This window comes from Stenotrophomonas sp. CC22-02 (genome assembly GCF_004365115.1).
Classification (GTDB): domain Bacteria; phylum Pseudomonadota; class Gammaproteobacteria; order Xanthomonadales; family Xanthomonadaceae; genus Stenotrophomonas; species Stenotrophomonas forensis.
In genome coordinates this window covers 2056773-2078897 of record NZ_SOCO01000001.1, presented here as the reverse complement: position 1 = coordinate 2078897, position 22125 = coordinate 2056773, and the positions used below count along the sequence as shown (strand labels likewise).

The 22125-nt window shown below is 67.0% G+C and carries 19 protein-coding genes and 1 pseudogene; 9 read left to right on the top strand and 11 right to left on the bottom strand.

The features are described from left to right. Positions 1-43: 43 nt before the first annotated feature. Both N440_RS09565 and N440_RS09560 read right to left on the bottom strand, forming a co-directional pair. Positions 44-2671, bottom strand: a complete 2628-nt coding sequence (locus N440_RS09565; protein ID WP_133934904.1) for a TonB-dependent receptor — start codon at positions 2669-2671, stop codon at positions 44-46. A gap of 233 nt (positions 2672-2904) precedes the next feature. Further along, positions 2905-3882, bottom strand: a complete 978-nt coding sequence (locus N440_RS09560) for a zinc-binding dehydrogenase (RefSeq protein ID WP_133934903.1) — start codon at positions 3880-3882, stop codon at positions 2905-2907. 432 nt (positions 3883-4314) lie between these two features. Between N440_RS09560 and N440_RS09555 the strand changes: the two genes are divergently transcribed. The 4 genes from N440_RS09555 (at position 4315) to N440_RS09540 (ending at position 8618) form a co-directional block, all read left to right on the top strand. Then, positions 4315-6678: a ribonucleoside-diphosphate reductase subunit alpha gene (locus tag N440_RS09555; protein ID WP_133934902.1), complete on the top strand. Its 2364-nt coding sequence runs from the start codon at positions 4315-4317 to the stop codon at positions 6676-6678. A 108-nt stretch (positions 6679-6786) separates the two neighbouring features. Further along, positions 6787-7827, top strand: a complete 1041-nt coding sequence (locus N440_RS09550; RefSeq protein WP_049457400.1) for a ribonucleotide-diphosphate reductase subunit beta — start codon at positions 6787-6789, stop codon at positions 7825-7827. Positions 7828-7852: 25 nt separating this feature from the next. Next, positions 7853-8320, top strand: coding sequence for a flavodoxin (locus N440_RS09545; RefSeq protein WP_133934901.1), 468 nt, complete (start codon positions 7853-7855; stop codon positions 8318-8320). Further along, positions 8292-8618: a thioredoxin family protein gene (locus N440_RS09540; protein ID WP_006450185.1), complete on the top strand. Its 327-nt coding sequence runs from the start codon at positions 8292-8294 to the stop codon at positions 8616-8618. Before N440_RS09545 ends, N440_RS09540 begins: the two co-directional genes overlap by 29 nt. Before the next feature lie 92 nt (positions 8619-8710). Here the strand turns inward: N440_RS09540 and N440_RS09535 are convergent, their stop codons facing one another. After that, positions 8711-10042, bottom strand: coding sequence for an Nramp family divalent metal transporter (locus N440_RS09535; protein WP_133934900.1), 1332 nt, complete (start codon positions 10040-10042; stop codon positions 8711-8713). A gap of 117 nt (positions 10043-10159) precedes the next feature. On the opposite strand from N440_RS09535, the gene mntR reads away from it, so the two are divergent. Then, on the top strand, positions 10160-10630 hold the full coding sequence (gene mntR, locus N440_RS09530) for a manganese-binding transcriptional regulator MntR (RefSeq protein ID WP_005413716.1): 471 nt from the start codon (positions 10160-10162) through the stop codon (positions 10628-10630). Between the two features lie 184 nt (positions 10631-10814). On the opposite strand, the gene N440_RS09525 is transcribed toward mntR, so the two are convergent. The 3 genes from N440_RS09525 to fabR all read right to left on the bottom strand — a co-directional run bounded on the left by N440_RS09525 (position 10815) and on the right by fabR (position 14386). Then, complete coding sequence (locus N440_RS09525; protein WP_133934899.1) at positions 10815-11363, bottom strand: thioredoxin-like domain-containing protein; 549 nt, start codon at positions 11361-11363, stop codon at positions 10815-10817. Continuing rightward, on the bottom strand, positions 11353-13512 hold the full coding sequence (locus N440_RS09520) for a TonB-dependent receptor (RefSeq protein ID WP_133934898.1): 2160 nt from the start codon (positions 13510-13512) through the stop codon (positions 11353-11355). Before N440_RS09520 ends, N440_RS09525 begins: the two co-directional genes overlap by 11 nt. Positions 13513-13729: 217 nt before the next feature. Continuing rightward, positions 13730-14386 carry an HTH-type transcriptional repressor FabR gene (fabR, locus tag N440_RS09515; protein ID WP_008267228.1) on the bottom strand — a complete coding sequence of 219 codons (657 nt, stop codon included), beginning with the start codon at positions 14384-14386 and terminating at the stop codon, positions 13730-13732. A gap of 92 nt (positions 14387-14478) precedes the next feature. Here fabR and N440_RS09510 point away from each other — a divergent pair, with 92 nt between their 5' ends. Together N440_RS09510 and N440_RS09505 are read left to right on the top strand one after the other, a co-directional pair. After that, the gene (locus N440_RS09510; RefSeq protein WP_166671551.1) at positions 14479-15549 is read left to right on the top strand and encodes a ferredoxin reductase; all 1071 of its coding nucleotides are present in this window, start codon (positions 14479-14481) and stop codon (positions 15547-15549) included. An 11-nt stretch (positions 15550-15560) separates the two neighbouring features. Then, positions 15561-16709, top strand: a complete 1149-nt coding sequence (locus tag N440_RS09505; RefSeq protein ID WP_133934896.1) for an acyl-CoA desaturase — start codon at positions 15561-15563, stop codon at positions 16707-16709. Positions 16710-16714: 5 nt separating this feature from the next. Here N440_RS09505 and N440_RS09500 read toward each other — a convergent pair whose 3' ends face one another. From N440_RS09500 to N440_RS09480, 5 genes are all read right to left on the bottom strand, one after another. Beyond that, the gene (locus N440_RS09500; protein ID WP_008267331.1) at positions 16715-17050 is read right to left on the bottom strand and encodes a tetratricopeptide repeat protein; all 336 of its coding nucleotides are present in this window, start codon (positions 17048-17050) and stop codon (positions 16715-16717) included. Continuing rightward, positions 17050-17625, bottom strand: coding sequence for a flavin reductase family protein (locus tag N440_RS09495; protein WP_133934895.1), 576 nt, complete (start codon positions 17623-17625; stop codon positions 17050-17052). The genes N440_RS09500 and N440_RS09495 overlap by 1 nt, the downstream gene beginning before the upstream one ends. Then, complete coding sequence (locus N440_RS09490; protein WP_133936012.1) at positions 17622-18251, bottom strand: superoxide dismutase; 630 nt, start codon at positions 18249-18251, stop codon at positions 17622-17624. The genes N440_RS09495 and N440_RS09490 overlap by 4 nt, the downstream gene beginning before the upstream one ends. 165 nt (positions 18252-18416) lie before the next feature. After that, entirely contained in the window at positions 18417-19937 is a 1521-nt protein-coding gene (locus N440_RS09485) for a thioredoxin family protein (RefSeq protein ID WP_133934894.1), read from the bottom strand. Between the two features lie 129 nt (positions 19938-20066). After that, entirely contained in the window at positions 20067-20516 is a 450-nt protein-coding gene (locus N440_RS09480) for a GNAT family N-acetyltransferase (RefSeq protein ID WP_133934893.1), read from the bottom strand. Positions 20517-20582: 66 nt separating this feature from the next. Here N440_RS09480 and N440_RS09475 point away from each other — a divergent pair. Both N440_RS09475 and N440_RS09470 read left to right on the top strand, forming a co-directional pair. Continuing rightward, positions 20583-21527 (top strand): annotated as a pseudogene (locus N440_RS09475) (TIGR03571 family LLM class oxidoreductase). Between the two features lie 145 nt (positions 21528-21672). Continuing rightward, on the top strand, positions 21673-21984 hold the full coding sequence (locus tag N440_RS09470) for a DUF3817 domain-containing protein (RefSeq protein ID WP_049401317.1): 312 nt from the start codon (positions 21673-21675) through the stop codon (positions 21982-21984). The last annotated feature ends 141 nt before the right edge of the window (positions 21985-22125 follow it).

Below are 22125 nucleotides of genomic sequence, written 5' to 3'. Positions count from 1 at the left end.
GGTGGGTGCGGACCGTTGGTCCGCACACCCTTGTAGAGCCGCATCAGAACCGGTAGCGTGCCCCCAGCGAGACGAACTGCCCGCGCAGGTTGTACTGGCTGATGTCGAAGCCGTTGGAGCCACCGGCCGGATCGAACGGCGGGTCCCTGTCGGTCAGGTTCAGCACCGACAGTGACAGCGTGGTGTTGGCAATGCCTTCGTACGCCACGTACAGATCCAATTGGTGATACGGCTTGACGCGGTCGCGCAGGCCCGGATTGCTGGTCGCCGTCGCCACGCGCTGGTCGTAGCCGCTCACGTACTGCAGGCTCAACGTGCTGCTCCAGTCACCCACCGCCCAGTTCAGCGAGGTCGTGCCGCGGGTGCGCGGCAGTGCGCCGTGGCGGTTGTTGCCGGCACCGTCATACGGGGCCTGGCCGGCCACCAGCGGCTGCTTGAAGCTGAGCAGGTGGCTCCAGCTGCCGGCCACGGTGAAGTTGCCCCAGCCGTCGGTGCGGAAGGTGCGGGTGGCGTCCAGGTCCAGCCCCGAGGTGGTCAGCTCGCCCTGGTTGGCGTACTGGTTGGTGATGAACTGGATGCGGCCTTGTGCATCACGCTGCACGCGTCCCGGGAACAGCGTCGGGTTGTCGACGATGAACTGTGCGCTGTCCGGCTTGACCAGGTTGTCCTGCTCGATGCGGTACCAGTCCAGGCCGATGCTGGTGTCGCCATCCGGCGACCACACCGCACCCACGTTGAAGTTGCGCGAGCGCTCGGCCTTCAGGTCCGGGTTGCCGGTACGGATGTTGGTCACGCCACGACTGCCACCGGGCTGCAGCGGATCCAGCGGATCGATCACCGAGCCGTAGCTGACGGTCTGGCCCGGCGCGATCTCCGGCAGCGAAGGTGCACGGAAGCCGCGCGAGAACGAACCGCGCAGCAGCAGGCTGTCCAGCGGCTGCCAGCGCAGCGCCACCTTCGGCGAGAACGCCTTGCCGAAGTCATCGTAGTGGTCGCCACGGCCGGCCACCTGCAATTCCAGCGTGCGATGCAGTGGCACGCTCAGTTCGGCGTAGGCGGCGCTGACCTGGCGCTCGCCGTTGACCACGTTGATCGCCGGGCGCAGTTCGGTACCGGACAGCACCTGCGCACTGGTGCGCGCGTCCAGTGATTCCTTGCGGAACTCGGCGCCCCAGGCGAAGCCGACCGCGCCGGCCGGCAGCTCCCACAGCGTGGTCGAGGCCTTCACGTTCAACGCGTGCAGCTTGTACCAGCCGGGGCGCTTGGTCTGCAGGCGCAGGGCATCGAGCGCGCCCGGCGTGCTGGACGGATTGAGGAAGTTGTAGCTGCCATCGCGCAGGATCTGCTCGAACGCGTAGCGGTTGACGAAGTTGTCGACGTATTCGCGCTGCGCGCTCTGCGAGGTCAGCGCCGCCACCTCCCAGTCCCAGCGTTCGCCACTACCACGCACGCCGGCCAGTGCACGGTAGAACACCTGGGTGTTGTCCTTCAGGCGCGGGCCGAGGTCGAAGAAGGTGTACTCGAATGGCAACGGCGAGTTGCCCGGGTTGTTCGGGTGGCCGACCGGCAGCGCTGCCGGCACGTCGATCAGGGTACCGGTGGCCGGGTTGTAGGCGCGCAGGCCGGGGCCGACGGTGAGCGGCGCACTGAAGATCTGGTCGGCCTTGTTGTGGCTGTACAGCACGTCGGCGAACGCTTCGACGCTGTCATTGAAGCGGTAGGTGGCACTCAACGACGCCTGCAGGCGCTCGGCGCCGGGCTGCAGGGTCTTGAACGGTTGCGCGTTGAAGGCGCAGGCCTGGCCGGGCAGGGTGCTGCCGAAATCGCTGTACGGACGCAGCTGGCTGCCATCGGGGCAGTTGGCGAACGGATGCGGCGCGCGTGGGCTGGACAGCCAGTTGCCGCCGGCAGTGGACCAGCCGGCCAGGCGGCCACCGGGCTTGTCGCGGAAATCGCCGCTGCGGGTGTAGGCGCGCTGATCGGCGTCGAGGCGATCTCGCTTGAGCAGGTCCAGCCCGAACAGCACGTTCCAGCCCTGCTGTTCGAGGTCACCGAAGCCAGCCAGCAGGTTGGCCTTGCGTTCGTCGAGGCCGCCCTGGGTAGCGGTGCCGAAACCGCCGCCGACCTCCACGCCCTGGAAGTTCTTTCGCAGGATGATGTTGATGACGCCGGCGATGGCATCGGAGCCATACACCGCCGAGGCACCGTCCTTCAGCACTTCGATGCGTTCGACCGCGCTGATCGGCAGTGCGTTGAGGTCGACGAAGGTGTCCTGCGTGTTGAGCGCGAAACCGAAGTTGGAGACGCGGTAGCCGTTGACCAGCACCAGCGTGTTCTTCGGCGACAGGCCACGCAGGCCGATCGAGGCCGAGCCGGCGGCGAAGCTGCCGGTGTACTGCTCATCGAAGCTGTTGCCGGCATTGGCCGACAGGTTGCGCAGCACGTCGGTGAGGGTGGAGCGGCCGGTCTGCTCGATCTGTTCGCGGCTGACGATCTGCACCGGGTTGGGCCCGGCGGTATCGCTGCGCTTGATGTTGGAGCCGGTCACCAGCACGGCGCCGAGGGTGGTGCTGTCCTTGCCGGTGTCGGCAGTTTCAGCGGCGCCGGCAGTCCCGGCGGAAAGGCCCAGCGCGATGGCGCCGGCAAGCAGGTTCAGGGTGGTGCGGTACATAGAAGCGACAACGCCGAACGGGGGAGGAGCTTCCAGTACCGCATGCAGTTACCTGCGCCTTCCAATGACGAAAGCGCATTCAGTTATACATCACAGGTTCTTAACGAAATGACTCGGTGGGTGCGGACCGTTGGTCCGCACGCTGCTGTAGAGCCGATCCTGCGCTCGGCTCCGCACACTTACCGGAAAGCAGCCGAGCATGGCTCGGCTCTACAGAAGGCAATGGCAGCCCATCAAGGCCGCAGCAGCACCTTGCCGTTGCGACCCGAGCCGCCCGCGGCCTTCGCTGCCTGGGCAATGTCATCCAATGCGAAGACCCGCTCCACCGGCAGGGTCAGTTCGCCGCCGATGGCGCGCTTCAGCAGTTCGCCGACCAGCCGCCGCTTGTCCTCCACCGCCATCGCCTGGCTGACCTTGCTGCCCCAGAAGCCCTTCACCGTGGCCTCCTTGTAGATCAGGCCACCGGCGGGGATGTGCATCGGCTGGCCGCTCATTACGCCGAACGAGACCAGGGTGCCGTGGTGGCCAAGCAGGTCGACCAGGTCGCCGCTGGCGTCGCCGCCGATGGAATCGACCGCCGCCGCTGCCTGTGCTTCGCCCGTTGCTGCGCGCACGCGATCCTTCCAGCCGTCCACCGAAGTATCGAATACGTGATCGATGCCGAGTGCCTGCAGCTGCGCGACCGCGTCGGCGTTGCGCACCAGGTTGGCCACGTGCACGCCGCGCGCCCGCGCCAGCATCGCCAGCGACTTGCCGACGGCCCCGTTGGCGGTGTTCTGCACGATCCACTGGCCCGCTTCGACGTGCAGGAATTCCAGCAGCATCAGCGCGCTCAGCGGCATCGCGATCAGCTGTGCGGCCATCTCGTCGGCGATGGCGTCCGGCATCGGAATCACCATGCGTGCCGGTGCGATGAAGGCTTCGGCCCAGGTGCCGTGCACCGAGGCGGCGGCCACCCGCTGGCCGATCTGCAGGCCGTCGACGCCTTCGCCGAGGGCATCGATCACGCCCAGGGCTTCGCTGCCAGCGATGGCCGGCAGCGTCGGCTTGTAGCCGTACAGGCCACGCACGGTCAGCAGGTCGTGGTTGTGGATCGAGGCCAGCACGGTACGGATGCGCACCTCGCCGGGGCCGGGTTCGGGCAGGGCCACATCGGCAACGGCAAGGACGTCGGCCGGGTCGGCGAAGGAAGCGTACTGGGCAGCGCGCATGGGCGGTGTTCCGGGGAAAGTGGAGGTTGTATCGAACTGGGGACGCGGGCGCGGTCGACAAGGCGCCGCCGCTGCAACACGGCATCCTGCGACGGATCGTCGCGTCATGTCGTGATTACCTCATCTTGTGTTGACGGCTAGGAATATCCCCACTATGTTGTGGCCGTCACTCCCGGTCAGCCGCCGCCGCCGGACATGCAGCAAACGTCCCGCGGCCCGCCCCTGAAGGCTTGCCGTGTCGACGCGGCCGCCATCGCGCGGACACAGGTCGCCCCCACGGCCCGGATACCGGCCGCAGGCGCAGGCTCTTGCCGACGACCTGATGATCCCGTGCGTTGGCATCCCACCCCGATCGCCCCGTGCGCCGGTATCGCGTGCAGGGCTGCCACGGCATCGACGCCGCTGTGCGTGCGAGCCTGGAGACGCAGGACCATGACCGACAACACCTACCGCGCGGCCGATCTGGCCGGCGCCGGCGACGCTTTGCGCGCCGGTGGCGAGCGCGTGCCGACCTGGATCACCAAGGAGGCCGGCAACCGCCGCCTGCCGTTCGACGCCGAGCGCCTGCAGCGCAGCATCGATACGGTGCACGCGGAGTTTCCGCAGCTGGATGTAAGCGACTATCGCCGCGTGGTGCAGGCGATGGTCGAGCGCAAGCCGAGCCTCAGTGCCGATGATCTGGTCGACCTGCTGATCCGCGAGGCCGAATCGCGCGTGGATCTGGTCGCGCCGGAGTGGGAGCAGTTCGCCGCACGCATCTACCTGCGGCGCCTGTACAAGCGCGCCAGCCGCAACCGCTTCTATGACGTCAGCCTGAAGTACGGCTCCTACGTGGGCCTGCAGGAAAGCCTGGCCGACCGTGGCATCTACAGCAACGACATCCTGCGCTGCTATTCCAAGGAAGAGCTGCAGCAGGCCGGCGAGATGATCGAGCCGGAGCGCGACCGCCTGTTCGCCTACAACGGCCTGTACCTGCTGGCCACGCGCTACCTGGCCAGCGACCGCAGCCGCGAGGTCTATGAACTGCCGCAGGAGCGCTGGCTGACCATCGCGCTGTACCTGATGCAGGAAGAAAAGCCGCGGGAGCGGCGCATGCAGCTGGTCGGCGAGGCGTACTGGGCGTTGTCCAACCTGTACATGACCGTGGCCACGCCGACCCTGGCCAACGCCGGCAAGGTCGGTGGCCAGCTGTCCAGCTGCTTCATCGACACGGTGGATGACAGCCTGCAGGGCATCTATGACTCCAATACCGATATCGCGCGCGTGTCCAAGCACGGTGGTGGTGTGGGCGCCTATCTGGGCTACGTGCGCAGCAGCGGCGCACCGATCCGTGGCGTGCCCAATTCCTCCGGCGGCGTGGTGCCGTGGATCAAGCAGCTCAACAACACGGCCGTGTCGGTCGACCAGCTCGGCCAGCGCAAGGGCGCGGTGGCGGTGTACCTGGATATCTGGCACCGCGACATTGAAGCCTTCCTGGATCTTCGCCTGAACAATGGTGACCAGCGCCTGCGCGCGCACGATGTGTTCACCTCGGTGTGCGTGCCGGACCTGTTCATGGAAGCGGTCGAGCGCCGCGCCGACTGGTACCTGTTCGACCCGCACGAAGTGAAGAGCGCCAAGGGCTGGTACCTGCAGGACTTCTACGATGAGAAGCGCGGCTCAGGCAGCTTCCGCGACCGCTATGCCGAACTGGTGGCCGATGAGCGCATCAGCCGCCGCACGGTGAAGGCGATCGACCTGTTCAAGCGGATCATGCTCAGCCAGCTGGAGACCGGCAACCCGTTCCTGTTCTACCGGGACGAGGTCAACCGCAAGAACCCGAACAAGCACGCGGGCATGGTCTATTCCAGCAACCTGTGCACCGAGATCCTGCAGAACATGAGCCCGACGCGGATGATCCAGGAGATCGTCAGCGGCGACCAGATCGTCACCACCCGCCGCGCGGGTGACTTCGTGGTCTGCAACCTGTCCTCGATCAACCTCGGCCGTGCGATCAGTGCGCCGGATGACCTGCTGGCCACCGACGTGCTGGAGCGCCTGATCCCGATCCAGGTGCGCATGCTCGACAACGTGATCGACCTCAACGCGTTGCCGGTACCGCAGGCCACGATCACCAACCGCAAGTACCGCGCCATCGGCCTGGGCACCTTCGGCTGGCACCACCTGTTGGCGCAGCAGGCGATCCAGTGGGAATCGCCGGATGCCGAACAGCTCGCCGACCGCCTGTACGAGCGCATCAACTTCCTGACCATCCAGGCCAGCGCGCAGCTGGCCAAGGAGAAGGGCAGCTACCCGATGTTTGCCGGCAGCGACTGGCACAACGGCCGCTACTTCAGTGACCGTGGCTACAGTGGCGCGGCCTGGGACAGCCTGGCCCGCGAGGTCGCCACGCATGGCCTGCGCAACGGCTGGCTGCTGGCGGTGGCGCCGAACATGAGCACCGCGCAGATTGCCGGTTCCACCGCATCGATCGATCCGATCTACAGCGCGTTCTACTACGAGGAAAAGAAGGACTTCCGGCGGCCGGTGGCCGCTCCGGGCCTGTCGCTGGAGACCTGGTCGTACTACGAGAAGGGCGCCTACAAGGTCGACCAGTTCGCCAGCGTGCGCCAGAACGCGCGCCGCCAGCGCCACGTCGACCAGTCGATCAGTTTCAACCTGTACGTGCCCAGCACGATCCGCGCCAGCACGCTGCTGGAGCTGCACCTGAGCGCGTGGCGCGAAGGCTTGAAGACCACCTACTACGTGCGCTCCAACGACATCGACATCAGCGAATGCGAGTGGTGCTCCAGCTGATTGCTTCGACTCCTGTAGAGCCGAGCCTATGCTCGGCTCAGGCGCAAGGCAGCCGAGCGTGGGCTCGGCTCTACAACGGCAACGTAAGCAATACGAAGGCAGAAAACCATGGCAACCCCCCTCGACCGCATCAAGATCCTCGAACCGCGCCATCCCAACCGCAGCACCGGCATCATCAACGGACGCACCAGCGGCATCCTGAACTGGAACGACATTCCGTATCCGTCGTTCTATCGGGCCTACAAGGAACTGTCGACCAACTTCTGGATCCCCGACGAAGTCGACATGAAGGCCGACGCGCGCCAGTACGGCGAGCTGTCCGGGCGCGAGAAGAATGCCTACGACTCGATCATCGGCCTGCTCGCCACGCTGGATTCGCCGCAGACCCGCTTCATCTACAACGTGGCCGAGTACATCACCGATCCGGCCGCGCATGCCAACGCGGCGATCATCGGCCAGCAGGAGGTGATCCACAACGAGAGCTACAGCTATGTGCTGGCCTCGATCACCGACCTGCCGAACCAGAACCGCGTGTTCGAGCTGGCGCGCACCCATCCGACCATCATCAAGCGCAACGCGCCGATCATGGGCGCGTATGACGACTTCATGCGCGAGAAGACCGCCGAGACGCTGCTGAAGTCGCTGATCCAGTCCTCGATCCTGGAAGGCATCAACTTCTATTCCGGTTTCGCGTACTTCTACAACATGGTGCGGCAGAACCGCATGACCGGTACCGGCAAGATCATCAGCTTCATCAACCGCGACGAGCTGGCCCACACCAAGTTCATCAGTGAGTTGATCCGCGCCATCATCGGCGAGAACCCGGAGCTGCAGACCAACGAGCTGACCGCGTATGTGCACCAGGCGTTCGAGCATGCCATCGAGCTGGAGACCGAGTGGTCCTCGGAAGTGCTGGATGGCATCGACGGCATCGATGTGGAGGAGATGACGCGCTACGTGAAGTACCGGGCCAACAAGATGGCCGGCATGCTCGGCATCGAGCGCCTGTACAGCGACACCACCGACAACGTGATGCCGTGGATCAAGGCCTACGCCGACAACTTCACCGAGACCAAGACCGACTTCTTCGAGATGCGCAATGCAAGTTACAAGAAGACCAACGTCGACAACGGCTTCGACGACCTCTGAGCCCGGCGCGGCGCTGAGGATCCTGGTGGTGGTGGCCTCGCTGAGCGGCAACACCCGCGAGCTTGGCCGGCAGATTGCCGGGCGCTGCCGCGCTGCGGGCCACGCGGTGCACTGGCAGGAGGCGGATGACCTGCGCCAGGCGCCGCCCTTGGCGGCCGACGAGGCCGACCTGGTGCTGCTGGGCTGCTGGACCGACAACGCCGGCCGCACGCCTGCGGAAATGAAGGCGTGGGTGGCCGGCATCGCCGAGCGCGGCGAGCGGCCGCGCCAGCTGGCGGTGTTCGGAACCGGCGAGACACAGTGGGGGCAGGAGTACTACTGCGGCGCCGTGCACCGCTTGATCCGTTACTTCCGCAGCGACTACCCGCCGCTGGAGATCGAACAGATGCCGCATGGCGAGCGCCATGCCGCGGCCATCGAGGCCTGGACCGATGCGGTCCTGGCCCATTACTGGAGCAACATCGATGCAGATCATCGACGCCACCACGCCTGAGCAGTTCCAGCAGCTGCTGGCCGAACACCCGCGGGTGCTGGTGGATTTCCACAAGGACCAGTGCCCGGGATGCCGGATGCTGGAAATGTCGCTGCATCGGGTGGCGAACAGTGTGGCGGGGCAGGGCACGACCCTGTTGCGGGTGCAGCTGGAGGTGCTGGGCGAGGCGTTCTTCAGGGAACTGGGGCTGCGGCAGACGCCGACGTTGTCGCTGTTCCGTGACGGAGACGAGCGGCAGCGCCTGCCTGGATTCCAATCGCCGCAGCAGATCGAGGCGGCCATCGCGTTGTATCTGTAGGCCGCGATCCCGGCTTATGTAGAGTCGAGCCATGCTCGACTGCCTTTCGCGCGACGCGCGATGAGTCGAGCATGGCTCGACTCTACAACGGGCTATGCGCCGGCGAAGGTATCCACCAGCAGCTTCACGTTCAACACCACGATCACCAAGGCGATTACCCACGCGATGCTGCCCAGCCAGCGCGGTGCCACCAGTGCGCCCATGGTCATCTTGTCGGTCACGATCCGCACCAGCGGAATGATCGCGAACGGCAGCTGCATCGACAGCACCACCTGGCTCAGCACCAGCAGCTTTACCGCGCCCTGGTCGCCGAACAGCACGATCACCACAACCACCGGAATGATCGCAAGCGCCCGGGTGATCAAGCGCCGCAGCCACGGCGGCAGGCGCAGGTGCAGGAAGCCTTCCATCACGATCTGTCCGGCCAGCGTGGCGGTCACCGTGGAGTTCAGCCCCGAGGCCAGCAGGGCGATCGCAAACAGGGTGGCCGCCGCGCCCACGCCCAGCATCGGTGCCAGCAACTGGTGCGCCTGCTCGATGTCTTCCACATCAAAGCGGCCGTTGGCGTGGAACACCGCCGCGGCCAGGATGAGGATGCTGGCGTTGATGAACAACGCGAGGGTCAGCGCGAGGGTGCTGTCGGTGACCGCCCAGCGCAGCGCGCTGCGACGCCCTTCATCGGTACGCGGGTAGGCGCGGGTCTGCACGATGGACGAATGCAGGTACAGGTTGTGCGGCATCACCGTGGCGCCGATGATGCCGATGGCGATATACAGCGCATGCGGATCGGTCACCACCTGCGCACGCGGGATGAAGCCGCCGAGTACCGCCATCACCGGTGGCGCAGCCATTGCGATCTGCACCACGAAGCAGGCGAAGATCACCATCAGCAGCGCGATCACGAAGGCTTCCAGTGCGCGGAAGCCGCGGTTCATCAGCAGCAGCACCAGCAGCGTATCCAGCGCGGTGATCACCGCACCCCAGAGCAGCGGCAGGTCGAACAGCAGCTTCAGTGCGATCGCCGTGCCGATGACCTCGGCCAGGTCGCAGGCGATGATCGCCGCCTCGCACAGCGCCCACAGCGCCAGGTTCACCGGCTTCGGGTAGCGCGCGCGGCAGGCTTGGGCCAGGTCCATGCCGGTGGCGATGCCCAGCCGCGCCGACAGCGCCTGCAGGATCACCGCCATCAGGTTGGATATGAGGATGACCGACAGCAGCAGGTAGCCGAAGCGGGAACCGCCGGCCAGGTCGGTGGCCCAGTTGCCCGGGTCCATGTAGCCGACCGAGATCATGTAGCCCGGGCCGAGGAAGGCCAGCAGGCGGAACCACCAATGGCCCTTGTCAGGCACTGCCACCGACGCGTTGAGCGCGCCCAGGCTGGCCGGAGTGGAGGCCGAAGGGTCGCGGGGCGCCAAGGTGTTCATGGGTCCGAATATAGCTCCTGCTATAGTCATTAGCAATGTGAAACAATCGTCTTTATCGCGTTACTGGTCCAGAATTCAGGTTCAACACCGGAGTACACCGGAAGGACAGGCGCAGGCGTGGGCAAGACCGACGATTCGACATCGCTGAAGAGCACCCCCTTGATCGAGGCCGAGCGCCAGGTCGAGAGCTTCCGGCAAGTGCGCGAGGCGCACCGGATGGAGCTGGTGGAGGACTATGTCGAGCTGATCTCGGACCTGCTGGCCGACGGCGGCGAGGCCCGCCAGGTCGACATCGCCACCCGCCTGGGCGTGGCCCAGCCGACGGTGGCGAAGATGCTGCGGCGCCTGGCCCGCGACGGCTGGGTGGTGCAGCGGCCGTACCGTGGCGTGTTCCTGACCCCGGAAGGCGAGGCGCTGGCGCATGCCAGCCGCCAGCGCCATCAGACCGTGGAGCGTTTCCTGCTGGCGCTGGGCGTGGACGCGGATACCGCGCGCCGCGATGCCGAGGGCATCGAGCACCATGTCAGCGAACAGACGCTGGCGTTGTTCGAGGCGTTCGTGCGCAAGGCCGAGGGCGGGGCGCCGTAGTGGACGCGCCGGGCCATGCCCGGCGGGTGTCCGTGTGGTGGCGGAATCAGGTGTTCTGTAGAGCCGAGCCATGCTCGGCTGCCGTTGGCGCGGTGATGGAATCAGTCGAGCATGGCTCGACTCTACAAATGCATCCACGCAGGGCGTGGATCTACTTGCGGAATCTGCTTTTGTTCGCGCGACCCTACAATCCAGGCGGACATCGCGCCTGTTGCTGCGCGCACGCCTGCTTCGTCCATGCCTTCAACACCGGCTGCAGTCCTTCGTAGCGCCGGCCTTGCCAGCCATTGGCAAGCACATTGCCATCGGCGTCGATCAGCACAAGATTGGGCGGGCCCAGCCCCGCCAGGGCCTGCAGCGCGGGCATCCGCCTGGCGCGGCGCGGGTCGAGCACCGGCCACGGCATGTCCTGCGCGTGCATGTAGCGCCGCAACGCGGCCTCGCTTTCGTCCAGGCTGACGTACACCACTTCGGTATTGGCGCCGGCCTCGCGCAGGGCATTACGTACGCTGCGCAGGGTCGGCACGAAGGCGTGGCAGGGCGCGCACCAGTCGGCACCGAAGTACAGCGCAATCAGCTTCGGTGGCGGAGACCAGTGCGTGGGCTGCAGCGATCGCTGCTCGGGCCGCATCAACGAGGCCGAAACCTGCGCGTGCAGGTCGGTCGCCATCGCCGGCGCGGGGAGCAGCAGCGCGCCGGCCAGCAACAGTGTTCGCAGTGTGTCAGAACGCATAGCGCAGGTTGACGTACCACGAGCGCGCAAAGCGCGGCCCGTAGACGTAGTCGCTGTCGCGCAGTGCACCGGTTTCCAGGTCCTTCTGGCGCTGGTCGAACACATTCTTGACGCCTGCCGCCACCGACACTTCCTGCTGCGCCTGTGCGCCCAGATGCCGGTGCCAGCGCGCACCGAGATCGGTGACCAGGAATGCACGGGTGCGATGCAGTTCGCCCAGCCGGTTGTTCAGCACCGACATCGGGCCGGTATGGCGCAGCGCGACGAAGGTTTCCCACGGCTCGGCCGGCATCCAGCTGAGCTGGGCCAGCCCGGTCCAGCGCGGTGTCTTCAGGTAATCGCGGCTCTCGATGACGGTGTCGCCGCCCTCGCCGGTGTCGTCGAAGATGCGCTGCGGTTCGCGGAAGCGCGAGCGGTACCACGAGGCGCCGGCGGTCAGCCGCCACTGCGGCGAAGGTTGCCAGCCGAGATTGGTTTCCGCGCCCAGCACGTTGGAGCCGGAGGCGTTGTAACGCAGCTGGCTCAGCTGGCCGTCATCAGCGCGCTGGATCTCGCCCAGCGCGAAGGTGTCGCGGATGCGCGCATACGAGGCGGTGGCATCCCAGCTCCAGACCGGGTTGGCCGGGTCCGAACGCCAGTCGAAGCCGAACAGCGTGGTCAATGCGCGTTCTTCCTTCAGCCCGTCGGTGTTGCGCACGCGCACCTGTTCGCCGCCGAGGGTATCCACATGCACGTCCTCGACGAAGATTTCCGGTGCACGGAAACCGGTGGCGATGCCGGCGCGCCATTTCAGGTTCGGCGTGGCCTGCCAGGCCATCGCGATGCGCGGCGAGAACACCGCATTGTCCAGTTCGGAGCTCTTGTCCACGCGCGCGCCGAGTACAAGGTCGATGTTGTCACGCAGGCTCCACTCGTCCTGGATGAAGGCGCCCAGGTTGTGGAAGGTTGCATCCTCCAGTACGGCAAGGCGCTGCCCGGCGCCGTCGCGGTTGTCGTCACGCAGCGCCTCATGCTTGTACTGCACACCGAAGGCCAGCGCGTGCGCGCCCAGTCGCCAGTTCAACTGGCTGTCGATGTAGTGCAGCGGGTTGTGGGTGCGGCCGTACTGGCGCCACGAACGCGAGGCGGCACTGCCGGCCACGTTCGGGTCCAGCTGCGACGGGTCATAGCCCGGCGCCGATGGATCGGTGACCACGTCGCCGAGGCCGCCATAGAAGCTGTCGCGATCAATGTCGGCGAACGCATAGGCCAAACGGAAATCGACGTCGGCGTTGATTTCCTGGTCCCAGGAAATGCTGCCACGGCGATACTTCGTATCCAGCGATTCGGCGATGTTGGCCAGGTACTCGGGCTGGTCCAGGCGGTTGCCGCCGCGGCGGGTTTCATCAGTTACCTGCAGGTCCAGGCGCAGCCGCGTGCCCGGCGTGGGTGAGTACCAGGCCTGCAGCCCGCCGACCTTGAGGTTCTTGCGGGTGATCTCGGTATAGCCGTCGCCGTTGTAGTCGATGCCGCTGTTCCAGTTGCGCTGTGCAATCACCGACAGCCCGGCATCGGCGTCCTTGGCGACCAGGTCCAGGCGCACGTCGGCGTTCTTCTGCGGCGTGCCCTTCAATACGTCCACGCCGGCCTGCACGTGGCCGCCGCTGCGTGCCGGCAGCGGCGGGATCAGGTTGATCACCCCGGCCACCGCGCCCGGGCCGTACAGCGCCGAGCCACCGCCCTTGACCACTTCGATGCGGTCGACGAAGCCGGCCGGAATCTGTTCCAGCCCGTACACGCTGCCGAGTGTGGACAGCAGCGGAATGCCATCGAACAGCAGCTGGTTGTAGGCGCCGGGCAGGCCCAGCAGCTGTACTTCGCTGGTGTTGCAGTTCTGGCAGTTGCTCTCCACGCGCAGGCCGTTGATCAGTTCGGCGGCGCGCGAGAAGTCGGTGGCCGCACGCAGTGCGATGTCCTCTTTGCGCAGGACCTCGGTGCGGATCGGCACGTCCGACAGCAGGCGTTCGCTGCGGGTGGCGGTACTGACCTTGACCTGCACGCGGTCCAGTTCGGTCGGCTTCGGCGAGGCAGCCAGCGCAGGCAGCGGCAGGACCAGGGCGATGGCGGCGGCCAGAGGCAGCCGATGGAAGAGCGGGGCGGCAACGTGCATGAGGGTGTCGTCCTTGGGGGAGGAAAGGCGGCGAGGGCGACCTGGCTGGGGCATATGAAAGCAGTGGCTCATAGATATAGCAAGTGCTATATAACGAAGCCGCAGCAATTCTGGGCGCGCCAAGTGTCCGGGCAGATCATGCAAGTGTTATAACATTACATATCGAAGCCGCGACCCTGCCGGTGGTCATGTGCCGCGATGCACGCTTCGCGTTTTGTCAGCCGCGGCGGAAGGCGGCGGGGGTGCGGGCGCCGACGATGATCATGCGGATCATCGTGGAGATCTGCTCGACCAGTTCCGGGTCGTTCTCCGGAGGTTGGTCCATGGCCGACGCGCCCATCGCGAACACCAGGCGCGTGATTGCCATCGAGACCAGTTCCGGCTTGTGCAGGACCGCGCCATCGAGGGCGGCCAGGCGCACCAGGTCGTGCTGCAGCTCTTCCTCGAAATAGTGCAGCTCGCGTTCGACCGCGTGCTTGAAATCGTCCGAGCCGACCGCGCCTTCGCGCAGCAGCACGTGCAGCAGCTTGTCGTCGGCACGCAGCTGCTCCATGAAGGTCTCCACCGACACGCGTACCACGCTGGTGGCGCTGGAGGTGGCGCGCTGGCGGGCTTCGCCGATGATGGTGCGCAGCGAGCGGCCGGCCACGTCGATCAGGGCCACGGCCAGTTCGTCCATGTCGCGGAACTGCCGATAGAAGCTGTTCGGCGCGATGCCCGCCTCGCGGGCCACCTCACGCAGGCTCAGCGTGGACAGGCTGCGGTGCGGCCCGATCAGCTTCAGCGCGGCAGCCAGCAGATCCTCGCGGCTCACCGTTCGGCGGGTCGGGCTGTTGGCATCTTCGTTCGGCGTCAGGGCGGTGGCGGCGGCCATGGGTGTTCCGGTGGGTCAAGGCTGAATCATACCCAATCCGGTTCAATATACACATGTATACACAGGTGTATGTGCGCCCGTATAGTGCGCCCATGAGCGCTGTCGTCCGTCCTTCCCTGTTTTCCCCGCACCGCTGGGTGTCGCCGACGCTGTTCGATTTCTGGGCAGGTCAGCTGAATCCGTTGTGGACCCTGCGTGAGCCGATGGCCCGTCTGGTACGGCGTGAGCCGGCCGGCGAGGGCGCGGTAACCCTGGTGCTGCGCACCAACCGGCACTGGGCCGGCATGCGCGCCGGCCAGCACGTGACCCTGAGCGTGGAAATTGAAGGACGTGTGTGGCAGCGCAGCTACAGCCCCACCGTGTTGGGGCGGCGCGAACTGGCGATTACCGTCAAGGCGGTCGAGGGCGGCCGGGTCAGCCAGCATCTGGTCAACCACGCACGGCCGGGCGAGCTGTTCCGTGTCGATGCCGCGTTCGGCGAGTTCCATATGCCCGCCGCCGCGCCGGTGCTGCTGCTGGCTGCCGGCAGCGGCATCACGCCGATGCGCAGCCTGCTGCGCGAAGCCTGCCAGCGCCCATTGGCGGCGCCGGTCGACCTGTTCTACTGGGAGCGCACTGCCGCCCATGTGCAGTTCCGTGATGAACTGCAGGCGCTGGCGGCGGCGCAGCCGAATCTGCGCGTGCATCTGCTGGCCACCCGCGAAGGCGATACCCCGGCCGCGCGCATCGACAGCCACGACCTGCAGGTGCCCGGCGATGACACGCCGCTGGCACAGCGCCATGTGCTGGCCTGCGGCCCGGATGGGTTCGTCGCCGCCGCACGCGAACGCCTGGCGCATCAGGTGGCGGGCTTCCAGGCCGAGGCCTTCACCCCGCCGGCACCGTTGCTCGACGCCAGCAGCGAAGGCGAAGTGTCGTTGACACTCGCGCGCAGTGGTCGCCAGCTGAGCGTGCCGCGCGGCCGCTCGCTGCTGGAAAGCCTCGAAGCCCATGGCATCAAGCCCAAGCATGGCTGCCGCATGGGCATCTGCAACACCTGCACCTGTGATCGCGTCAGTGGCGCGACCCGCCACCTGCGCACCGGCGACCTGCAGACCGAATCGGCGCAGCCGGTGCGGATCTGCGTGAGCGCGCCGACCACCGACCTGACCCTGGATCTCTGAGGACGCCTGCCATGACCCGCGCTACCGACCGTGCCCTGAGTACTGCCGAGATGCATGCCTTCGGCGAGGAACTCGACGCGATCCGCGAACGTGTGATCGGCAGCCTGGGCGCTTCCGATACCCGCTATATCCGTCGGGTGGCTGCTGCGGTGCGCTGGTTCGGCGTGGGTGGCCGTGGCCTGCTGTTCCTGGCGGCCTTCTCGCCGCTGTTCTGGATGCCGCTGCTGTGGCCGGCCGCGATCACCGGCACGCTGCTGCTGGCGCTGTCGAAGATCCTGGAAAACATGGAGCTCGGCCACAACGTCATGCACGGCCAGTTCGACTGGACCGGCGACCCCAAGCTCAATGGCAACACCTACGAGTGGGACATCGTCGCCACCGCCGACAACTGGCGCAAGACCCACAATTTCCGCCATCACACCTACACCAACGTGCGTGGCATGGACGATGACATCGGCTATGGCCTGCTGCGCATCTTCCCGGAACAGCGCTGGAAGCCGTTCTACCTGCTGCAGCCGATCATCGCACCGATCTTCGCGCTGCTGTTCCAGTGGGGCGTGGCCGCGCAGGACCTGCGCCTGGGCCGCTGGCTGAAGGGCCGCATGAGCGCCCGTGCGATGTGGCTGCAGACCCGCCCGGTGGCGCGCAAGATGGCCCGCCAGGTGCTGAAGGACTACGTGTTCTTCCCGCTGCTGGCCGGCCCGTTCTTCCTCACCGTGATGCTGGGCAACATGGTGGCCAACGGCCTGCGCAACATCTGGACCTACGTGATCATCTTCTGCGGCCACTTCACCGCCGAATCGGAAACCTTCCCGAAGGAATGCCTGCGCAATGAATCGCGTGGCCACTGGTACCTGCGCCAGCTGCGTGGTTCGTCCAACATCAGCGGTGGTTTCCTGATCAACGTGCTGTCGGGCAACCTCAGCCACCAGATCGAGCATCACTTCTACCCGGACCTGCCGGCCAACCGCTATGCGGCCATCGCCAAGGAAGTGAAGGACATCTGCCGCCGCTACGGCCAGCACTACAACAACGGCTCGCTGCCGCGCCAGTTCGGCCAGGTGGTCTGGCGCATCCTGCGCCACGCGTTCCCGAGCAAGCCGCGCCGCCTGCCGATGGCGGACATCATGTCCGCACCGGCATCGGCCAACGCGGGCTGATCCACTCAGCCCGCCTTCGCCAGGGCCGCCTGTTCGCGGTCCAGGCGACGCAGGAACACCTGCATTTCCTTGCGCGCCTGCTGGTCGCCCTTGCTGCCGGCCACGCTCAGCCCGCGCTGCCACGCTTCGCGCGCCGCCTGTGGCTGGCCGCTGGCCAGCCAGGCCTTGCCCAGCAGTTTCCACGCTGCCGAATACTGCGGATCGAGCACCACGCAGCGGCCCAGATGGGTCGCCGCGCGCACCGGGTTGCCGGCATCCAGCCAGCCCTTGCCCAGGCCGAAGCGCAGCAGCGCGCCGTCCTTGCCGCTGGCCAGCATGCATTCCAGGGCCTCGATGTTCATCAGCGCACCTCCTGCAGCAGTTCCTGCGGTCCCGGCTGGAAACGGCCGCGATGGAACAGCAGGGGCGCGCCCCCGTTCTCGTGGACATCGATGATGCGGCCGGCCAGCAGCAGGTGATCACCCACCGGCCATTGCGCGTGGCGGGTACAGGTGAGGTGGGCCACCGCACCGGCAATGCGCGGCGGGGCGTCTTCGTCATCCTCCAGCAGTGACAGGCCGTCGAAACGGTCGCGCACCTGTGGATCGGCGAAGCGCCGTGCCAATGCTTCCTGGTCGGATGCCAGCACGCTGATCGCAAAGCGGGTGGCGCGCTGGAAGGTGGACAGGCTCTGCGCATGCAGCGCCAGGTTCCACAGCACCAGCGGTGGCTGCAGCGATACCGGCACGAACGAGTTGATGGTCAGGCCGACCGGCTTGCCCTGCGCGTCGCGCGCGCAGACGATGGCCACGCCCGTCGGGAAATGGCCGAGCAGCCGCCGCAGTGCACGCGGCGGCATCCCGACCGACGGCACCGGGGCCGGGGCGGGGAACACCCCCGCCCACGGCCCGGCGTACGGCAGTGTCTCGCCGCTCATGAGGCCCGGGCCTGGCGGTAGCGCCGGCCGACCTCGGCCCAGTTGATGATGTTGAAGAACGCACCGATGTAGTCGGGGCGGCGGTTCTGGTAGTGCAGGTAGTAGGCGTGCTCCCAGACATCCAGCGCCAGGATCGGCGTGTTGCCGGACAGGCCGACCGCTGCGCCCATCAGCGGGCTGTCCTGGTTGGCGCTGCTTTCAACCTGCAGACGACCGTCGCGATCAGTGGTCAGCCACGCCCAGCCGCTGCCGAAGCGGGTCTGCGCGGCCTTGCTGAAGGCCTCCTTGAACGCATCGAAGCCGCCGAGATCGCGATCGATCACCGCGGCGAGTTCGTCATCAGGGGTGCCGCCGCTGGCGCTGAGCACGGTCCAGAACAGGCTGTGGTTGGCGTGGCCACCGCCATTGTTGCGGACCGCGCCGCGCTGCGCTTCGGGCACCGCATCAAGGTTGGCGATCAGCGCCTCGACCGGTTGCGCAGCGACGCCGGCCTGCTCGAGGGCGGCATTGAGGTTGTTGACATAGGTCTGGTGGTGCTTGCCGTGGTGGATCTCCATCGTGCGCGCATCGAAGTGCGGCTCGAGGGCGGCATAGGCGTAGGGGAGCGGGGGAAGCGAGTACGACATCGAAACGATCTCCGTGGGGAAGGCCAGGAAGCTGGCCATGGGGAGATCGTTATCGCACCTAAACATTGGTTGAGGTCAAGCGCGGCGTGGAGGCGTGGTAGTGCCGGCCGCTGGCCGGCAATCAGGCAACATCGGGATGCCGGCCAGCGGCCGGCACTACCGCAATCAGCTCAGCCAGTCCCTGCAAGCGCTGTCGACCTGCTCGCCACACGCCTGCTGCATCCGCTGCTGCAACCGCGCCAGGGTCTCTGCGCCCTGGTGCTTGCCACTCCACGCCTTCAGCTGCCCGGCCAGGCGCTCGAAACGCTGGCGCGTGCGCTGGTGGTAGCCGGACGGCCGTGCGTCCAGTTCGACGATCAGCGAGGTGGTGGCCTGCTCGATGCGCGGTGCATCGTCCGGCGCCAGCTTCAGCAAGCCTTCCACGTACAGCACGCCCCATTGCACGCGGGTGGCCGGGCCCTGCGCACCGTCGTAGGCACGCTTCAGCCACTCCAGCGCACCGGCGGTGTCGCCGCGCTGCTCGGCCAGCTCGGCCAACTCGGGCATGTAGTAGTACGGCTGCTCGCTGCGCTTCAGTTCCGCCAGCAACAGCGCCTCCGCACCTGCGTCGTCACCCACCTCGCGCAGGGCGTACACCGCGCTGCTGATCGTGGCCTGGCGCGCATGGGCATCGGTGGCGGCAGCATCGGCCGCCGCCACGCGTTGCTTGACCCGCGCCACCAGCGCCACCGGCAGCGCGCCTTTCGGTTGCTGCTGGCGGGCCAGCGACACCTCTGTCAGGGCCCGCGACAGCGCGTCGTCGGCGCGGTCGCCGCGATCTGCGTCGGCGCGCTCCAGCGCGACCAGCAGCTGCTGGCCCAGCGTAGTGCGGGTGGCCGGGCCGGCACTGGCCTGCTTGACCAGCGTGGCGCCGGCATAGCCCAGCAGCTCGCGGTTGCGGCGTACCTCGGCCGGTTGTGCCAATACCGCCTGCAGCAGTTCGCGTACTTCGGTGGGTGAAGCGCTCGGTTTCTCCGCGGTGGCCAGCGCCAGCAGCGCGAAACGACGTTGCAGGGCCGCTTCCGGCGCCGTCTTGGACAGCTGCCGGAGCACGTCTTCGCCCCTGCGTTCGCCGGCCAGGCGGTTGGCATCCACTTCCCAGCCGTAGTCGCCCAGCACCTGCCAATCCTCGGCGGCCAGCCTGTCCGGCGTCGCCAGCGCGGTGGCCAGTGTGGCAGCGACCGCGCTGCGACGGCCAGCGGCGACGGTCAGTGCGCGGGTCAGTTCGGCCGCGTCGTTGCCACCGGCCACGCGGGTGATTTCGTTGCGCTGCGGGTCGAGCACGATCAGGGTCGGGTAGCCGCGCACGCCGAAGCGCTCGCCCCACGCCTGCGCCCCTTCCTCGTCGCCATCCAGGTAGACCGGCACGAACGTGCGGGTCAGCGCGATGAAGGCCGGGTCCTTGAACAGGCCGGCCTTGAGCTGGTTGCAGGGCGGGCACCAGACCGCGCCCCAGTACAGCAGCACCGGCTTACCGCTGTCGGCGGCCTCGGCGAACGCATCGTCGACGTCGCCCTGGCGCCAGGCGATGGCGGTGGCCGGCGCCGGGGCTTCGGCAGAGTTGGCGGTGGACACCGGGGCCGGGGTGCAGGCGCTCAGCGCCGAAGCCAGCAGCAACACGGAAAGCGCGACGCGCATCGGCAGCATCTCGAAGGGCAGGGTGACAGGCCATTGTAGGAAGGGCCGGGGAACGTGCTGATTCAGTTTGCTTATGACGGGCATGCTGCAGGGCATGACGCCCGTCGGGCCTTGCCGGTCGATGCCGGGAGGATGCCTTCAGGCCGCTGCCCGCACCATCTGCTGATACACCAACCCATTGAACTCGCCGACGTCACCGTCCAGCACGAAGCCATAGCGCAGGTAGGTCGGCACTGCATTGAGCGAGGCGCGCACGGTCAGCATCGGCCCGCGCACCTGCGGCAGCACCGCTTCGAACAAGGCATGGCCGATGCCCTGGCCCTGGCAGGCAGGATCGACGAACAGCATCGCCAGGTGCCGTCCCTCCTTCAGTTCGACCACGCCGACCACGCGTGCGTCCTGCTCGGCGACCAGGATGAGGTTGTCGCCCTGCAGGCGTGCGCCGAACGCATCGGCGGCCGCAACGCTACCGAAGGTGGCGATGCCGGTCGCGCTGAGCGACGGCGCCACGGCCTCGTTGAACGCGGCCAGGCACACCCCGCTGATCGCAGGCAGGTCATCGGCATGGGCGGGGCGGATCTTCGGCATGCAGCGTTCTTCCCGTGGTGTGTGGCGCGTCAGCGTCGCCGGGTACCTGCACGCTAAGCTGGCGGCATGAGTGAATTCAATCCCGCCTACGCTTCGTTGTTTCCGCAGCAAGGGCTGAGCCTGGGCCTGATGACGCCCGTTGCGGCGCACGGGCTGGCCGATCCGCACGCGGCGCGGCGCATCGCGCGGCTGGCCGACGATCTGGGCTTCGCCGCACTGTGGACGCGCGACGTGCCGCTGATGGTGCCGCAGGGGCCGGATGCCACGGCCAGCGCGTTGGACGATCCGTTCCTGTGGCTGGGCATGCTGGCTGCCGCGACCGAGCGCATCGCGGTCGGCAGTGCGGCCATCGTGCTGCCGCTGCGGCAACCGCTGCAGGTGGCGAAGTCGGCATTGAGCCTGGACCGAATCAGCGATGGACGTTTCGTGCTGGGGCTGGGATCGGGTGATCGCCCGGAGGAGTTCGCCGCGTTCGGTGAGGACCTGGAGGGCAGGGCAGCGACCTTCCGTGAGCGCTGGTCGCTGCTGCGCGCGGCGCTGTCACCTGATGCCGATGAGCGTGCCGCGGTGCTGCGGGCGACCGGCGGCTTCGATGTGCTGCCGGCGCCGGCGACGCGCATCCCGATGCTGGTGGTGGGCACGGCGCGGCAGAGCCTGCAGTGGATCGCGCGCGAGGCCGAAGGCTGGGCCACCTATCACCGCGAGGAGGCTGCATAGGAAGGGCGCATCGGCTTGTGGCAGCAGGCGCTCGTGCAACGCGGCGGGGCAGGCAAGCCGTTCGTGCAGTCGATGCTGCTGGACCTGCAGGCAGACCCGCAGGCACCGCCCGAGCCGCTGCCGCTGGGCCTGAAGGTCGGCCGCGGCGGTCTGCGCGACTACCTGCTGCGCGTGCATGCGCAGGGCGTGGCGCACGTGATGTTCAACCTGGTCGATAACGGGCGGCCGATGGATGAAGTGCTGCGCGAGATCGGCGAGCACATCCTGCCAGTGGTATCCGCGCGCCGACTGTAGCGTCGAGCCATGCTCGACTGCTTCTGCTGGATACGCCGAATCAACGGCAGTCGAGCATGGCTCGACTCTACAGGGAGCGTGCATCTGCGTATCATTCGCATTTGATTTTCCGATGCCGGAGCCCCGCGTGACCCAACATTCCCCCATGCACCCCACCGGACGCCTGTTCGCAGTGGTCGCCTTCATCGAGGCCGTGACCTGGGCCGGCCTGCTCATCGGCATGTGGATGAAGTACGGCCCGATGGCCAACGTGGCACTGGTGAAACTGTTCGGCCCGCTGCATGGCGTGGCGTTCCTGGTCTACGTGGCGGTCACCCTGTTCGCGGCCGTGCGCCTGCGCTGGCCGTGGTGGGCCAGTGCCCTGGCGCTGCTGGCGGCCATCCCACCGCTGGTGACGTTGCCACTGGAATGGTGGTTCAAGCGGCGTGGTTTGCTGGGCCTGCGCGCAATGCGCTGAATCCACTGTTGCATGCCCGTTCAAGAGAATGGGTATCAAATGCAAATACGAGCCGTTATCATTTGAGGATGGTGTCCGCCCCTGAACGGGATGGATGCCGGGCGGGGCGCACAGGCGTACCCGGCGATCCTTCTCTGTTAC

What these genes read in the sequence shown, in the direction of transcription:
- N440_RS09565 (WP_133934904.1), bottom strand. Translation starts at nt 2,671, where the DNA reads ATGTACCGCACCACCCTGAACCTGCTTGCCGGCGCCATCGCGCTGGGC.
- N440_RS09560 (WP_133934903.1), bottom strand. Translation starts at nt 3,882, where the DNA reads ATGCGCGCTGCCCAGTACGCTTCCTTCGCCGACCCGGCCGACGTCCTT.
- N440_RS09555 (WP_133934902.1), top strand. Translation starts at nt 4,315, where the DNA reads ATGACCGACAACACCTACCGCGCGGCCGATCTGGCCGGCGCCGGCGAC.
- N440_RS09550 (WP_049457400.1), top strand. Translation starts at nt 6,787, where the DNA reads ATGGCAACCCCCCTCGACCGCATCAAGATCCTCGAACCGCGCCATCCC.
- N440_RS09540 (WP_006450185.1), top strand. Translation starts at nt 8,292, where the DNA reads ATGCAGATCATCGACGCCACCACGCCTGAGCAGTTCCAGCAGCTGCTG.
- N440_RS09535 (WP_133934900.1), bottom strand. Translation starts at nt 10,042, where the DNA reads ATGAACACCTTGGCGCCCCGCGACCCTTCGGCCTCCACTCCGGCCAGC.
- N440_RS09525 (WP_133934899.1), bottom strand. Translation starts at nt 11,363, where the DNA reads ATGCGTTCTGACACACTGCGAACACTGTTGCTGGCCGGCGCGCTGCTG.
- N440_RS09520 (WP_133934898.1), bottom strand. Translation starts at nt 13,512, where the DNA reads ATGCACGTTGCCGCCCCGCTCTTCCATCGGCTGCCTCTGGCCGCCGCC.
- fabR (WP_008267228.1), bottom strand. Translation starts at nt 14,386, where the DNA reads ATGGCCGCCGCCACCGCCCTGACGCCGAACGAAGATGCCAACAGCCCG.
- N440_RS09510 (WP_166671551.1), top strand. Translation starts at nt 14,479, where the DNA reads ATGAGCGCTGTCGTCCGTCCTTCCCTGTTTTCCCCGCACCGCTGGGTG.
- N440_RS09505 (WP_133934896.1), top strand. Translation starts at nt 15,561, where the DNA reads ATGACCCGCGCTACCGACCGTGCCCTGAGTACTGCCGAGATGCATGCC.
- N440_RS09500 (WP_008267331.1), bottom strand. Translation starts at nt 17,050, where the DNA reads ATGAACATCGAGGCCCTGGAATGCATGCTGGCCAGCGGCAAGGACGGC.
- N440_RS09495 (WP_133934895.1), bottom strand. Translation starts at nt 17,625, where the DNA reads ATGAGCGGCGAGACACTGCCGTACGCCGGGCCGTGGGCGGGGGTGTTC.
- N440_RS09490 (WP_133936012.1), bottom strand. Translation starts at nt 18,251, where the DNA reads ATGTCGTACTCGCTTCCCCCGCTCCCCTACGCCTATGCCGCCCTCGAG.
- N440_RS09485 (WP_133934894.1), bottom strand. Translation starts at nt 19,937, where the DNA reads ATGCTGCCGATGCGCGTCGCGCTTTCCGTGTTGCTGCTGGCTTCGGCG.
- N440_RS09480 (WP_133934893.1), bottom strand. Translation starts at nt 20,516, where the DNA reads ATGCCGAAGATCCGCCCCGCCCATGCCGATGACCTGCCTGCGATCAGC.
- N440_RS09470 (WP_049401317.1), top strand. Translation starts at nt 21,673, where the DNA reads ATGCACCCCACCGGACGCCTGTTCGCAGTGGTCGCCTTCATCGAGGCC.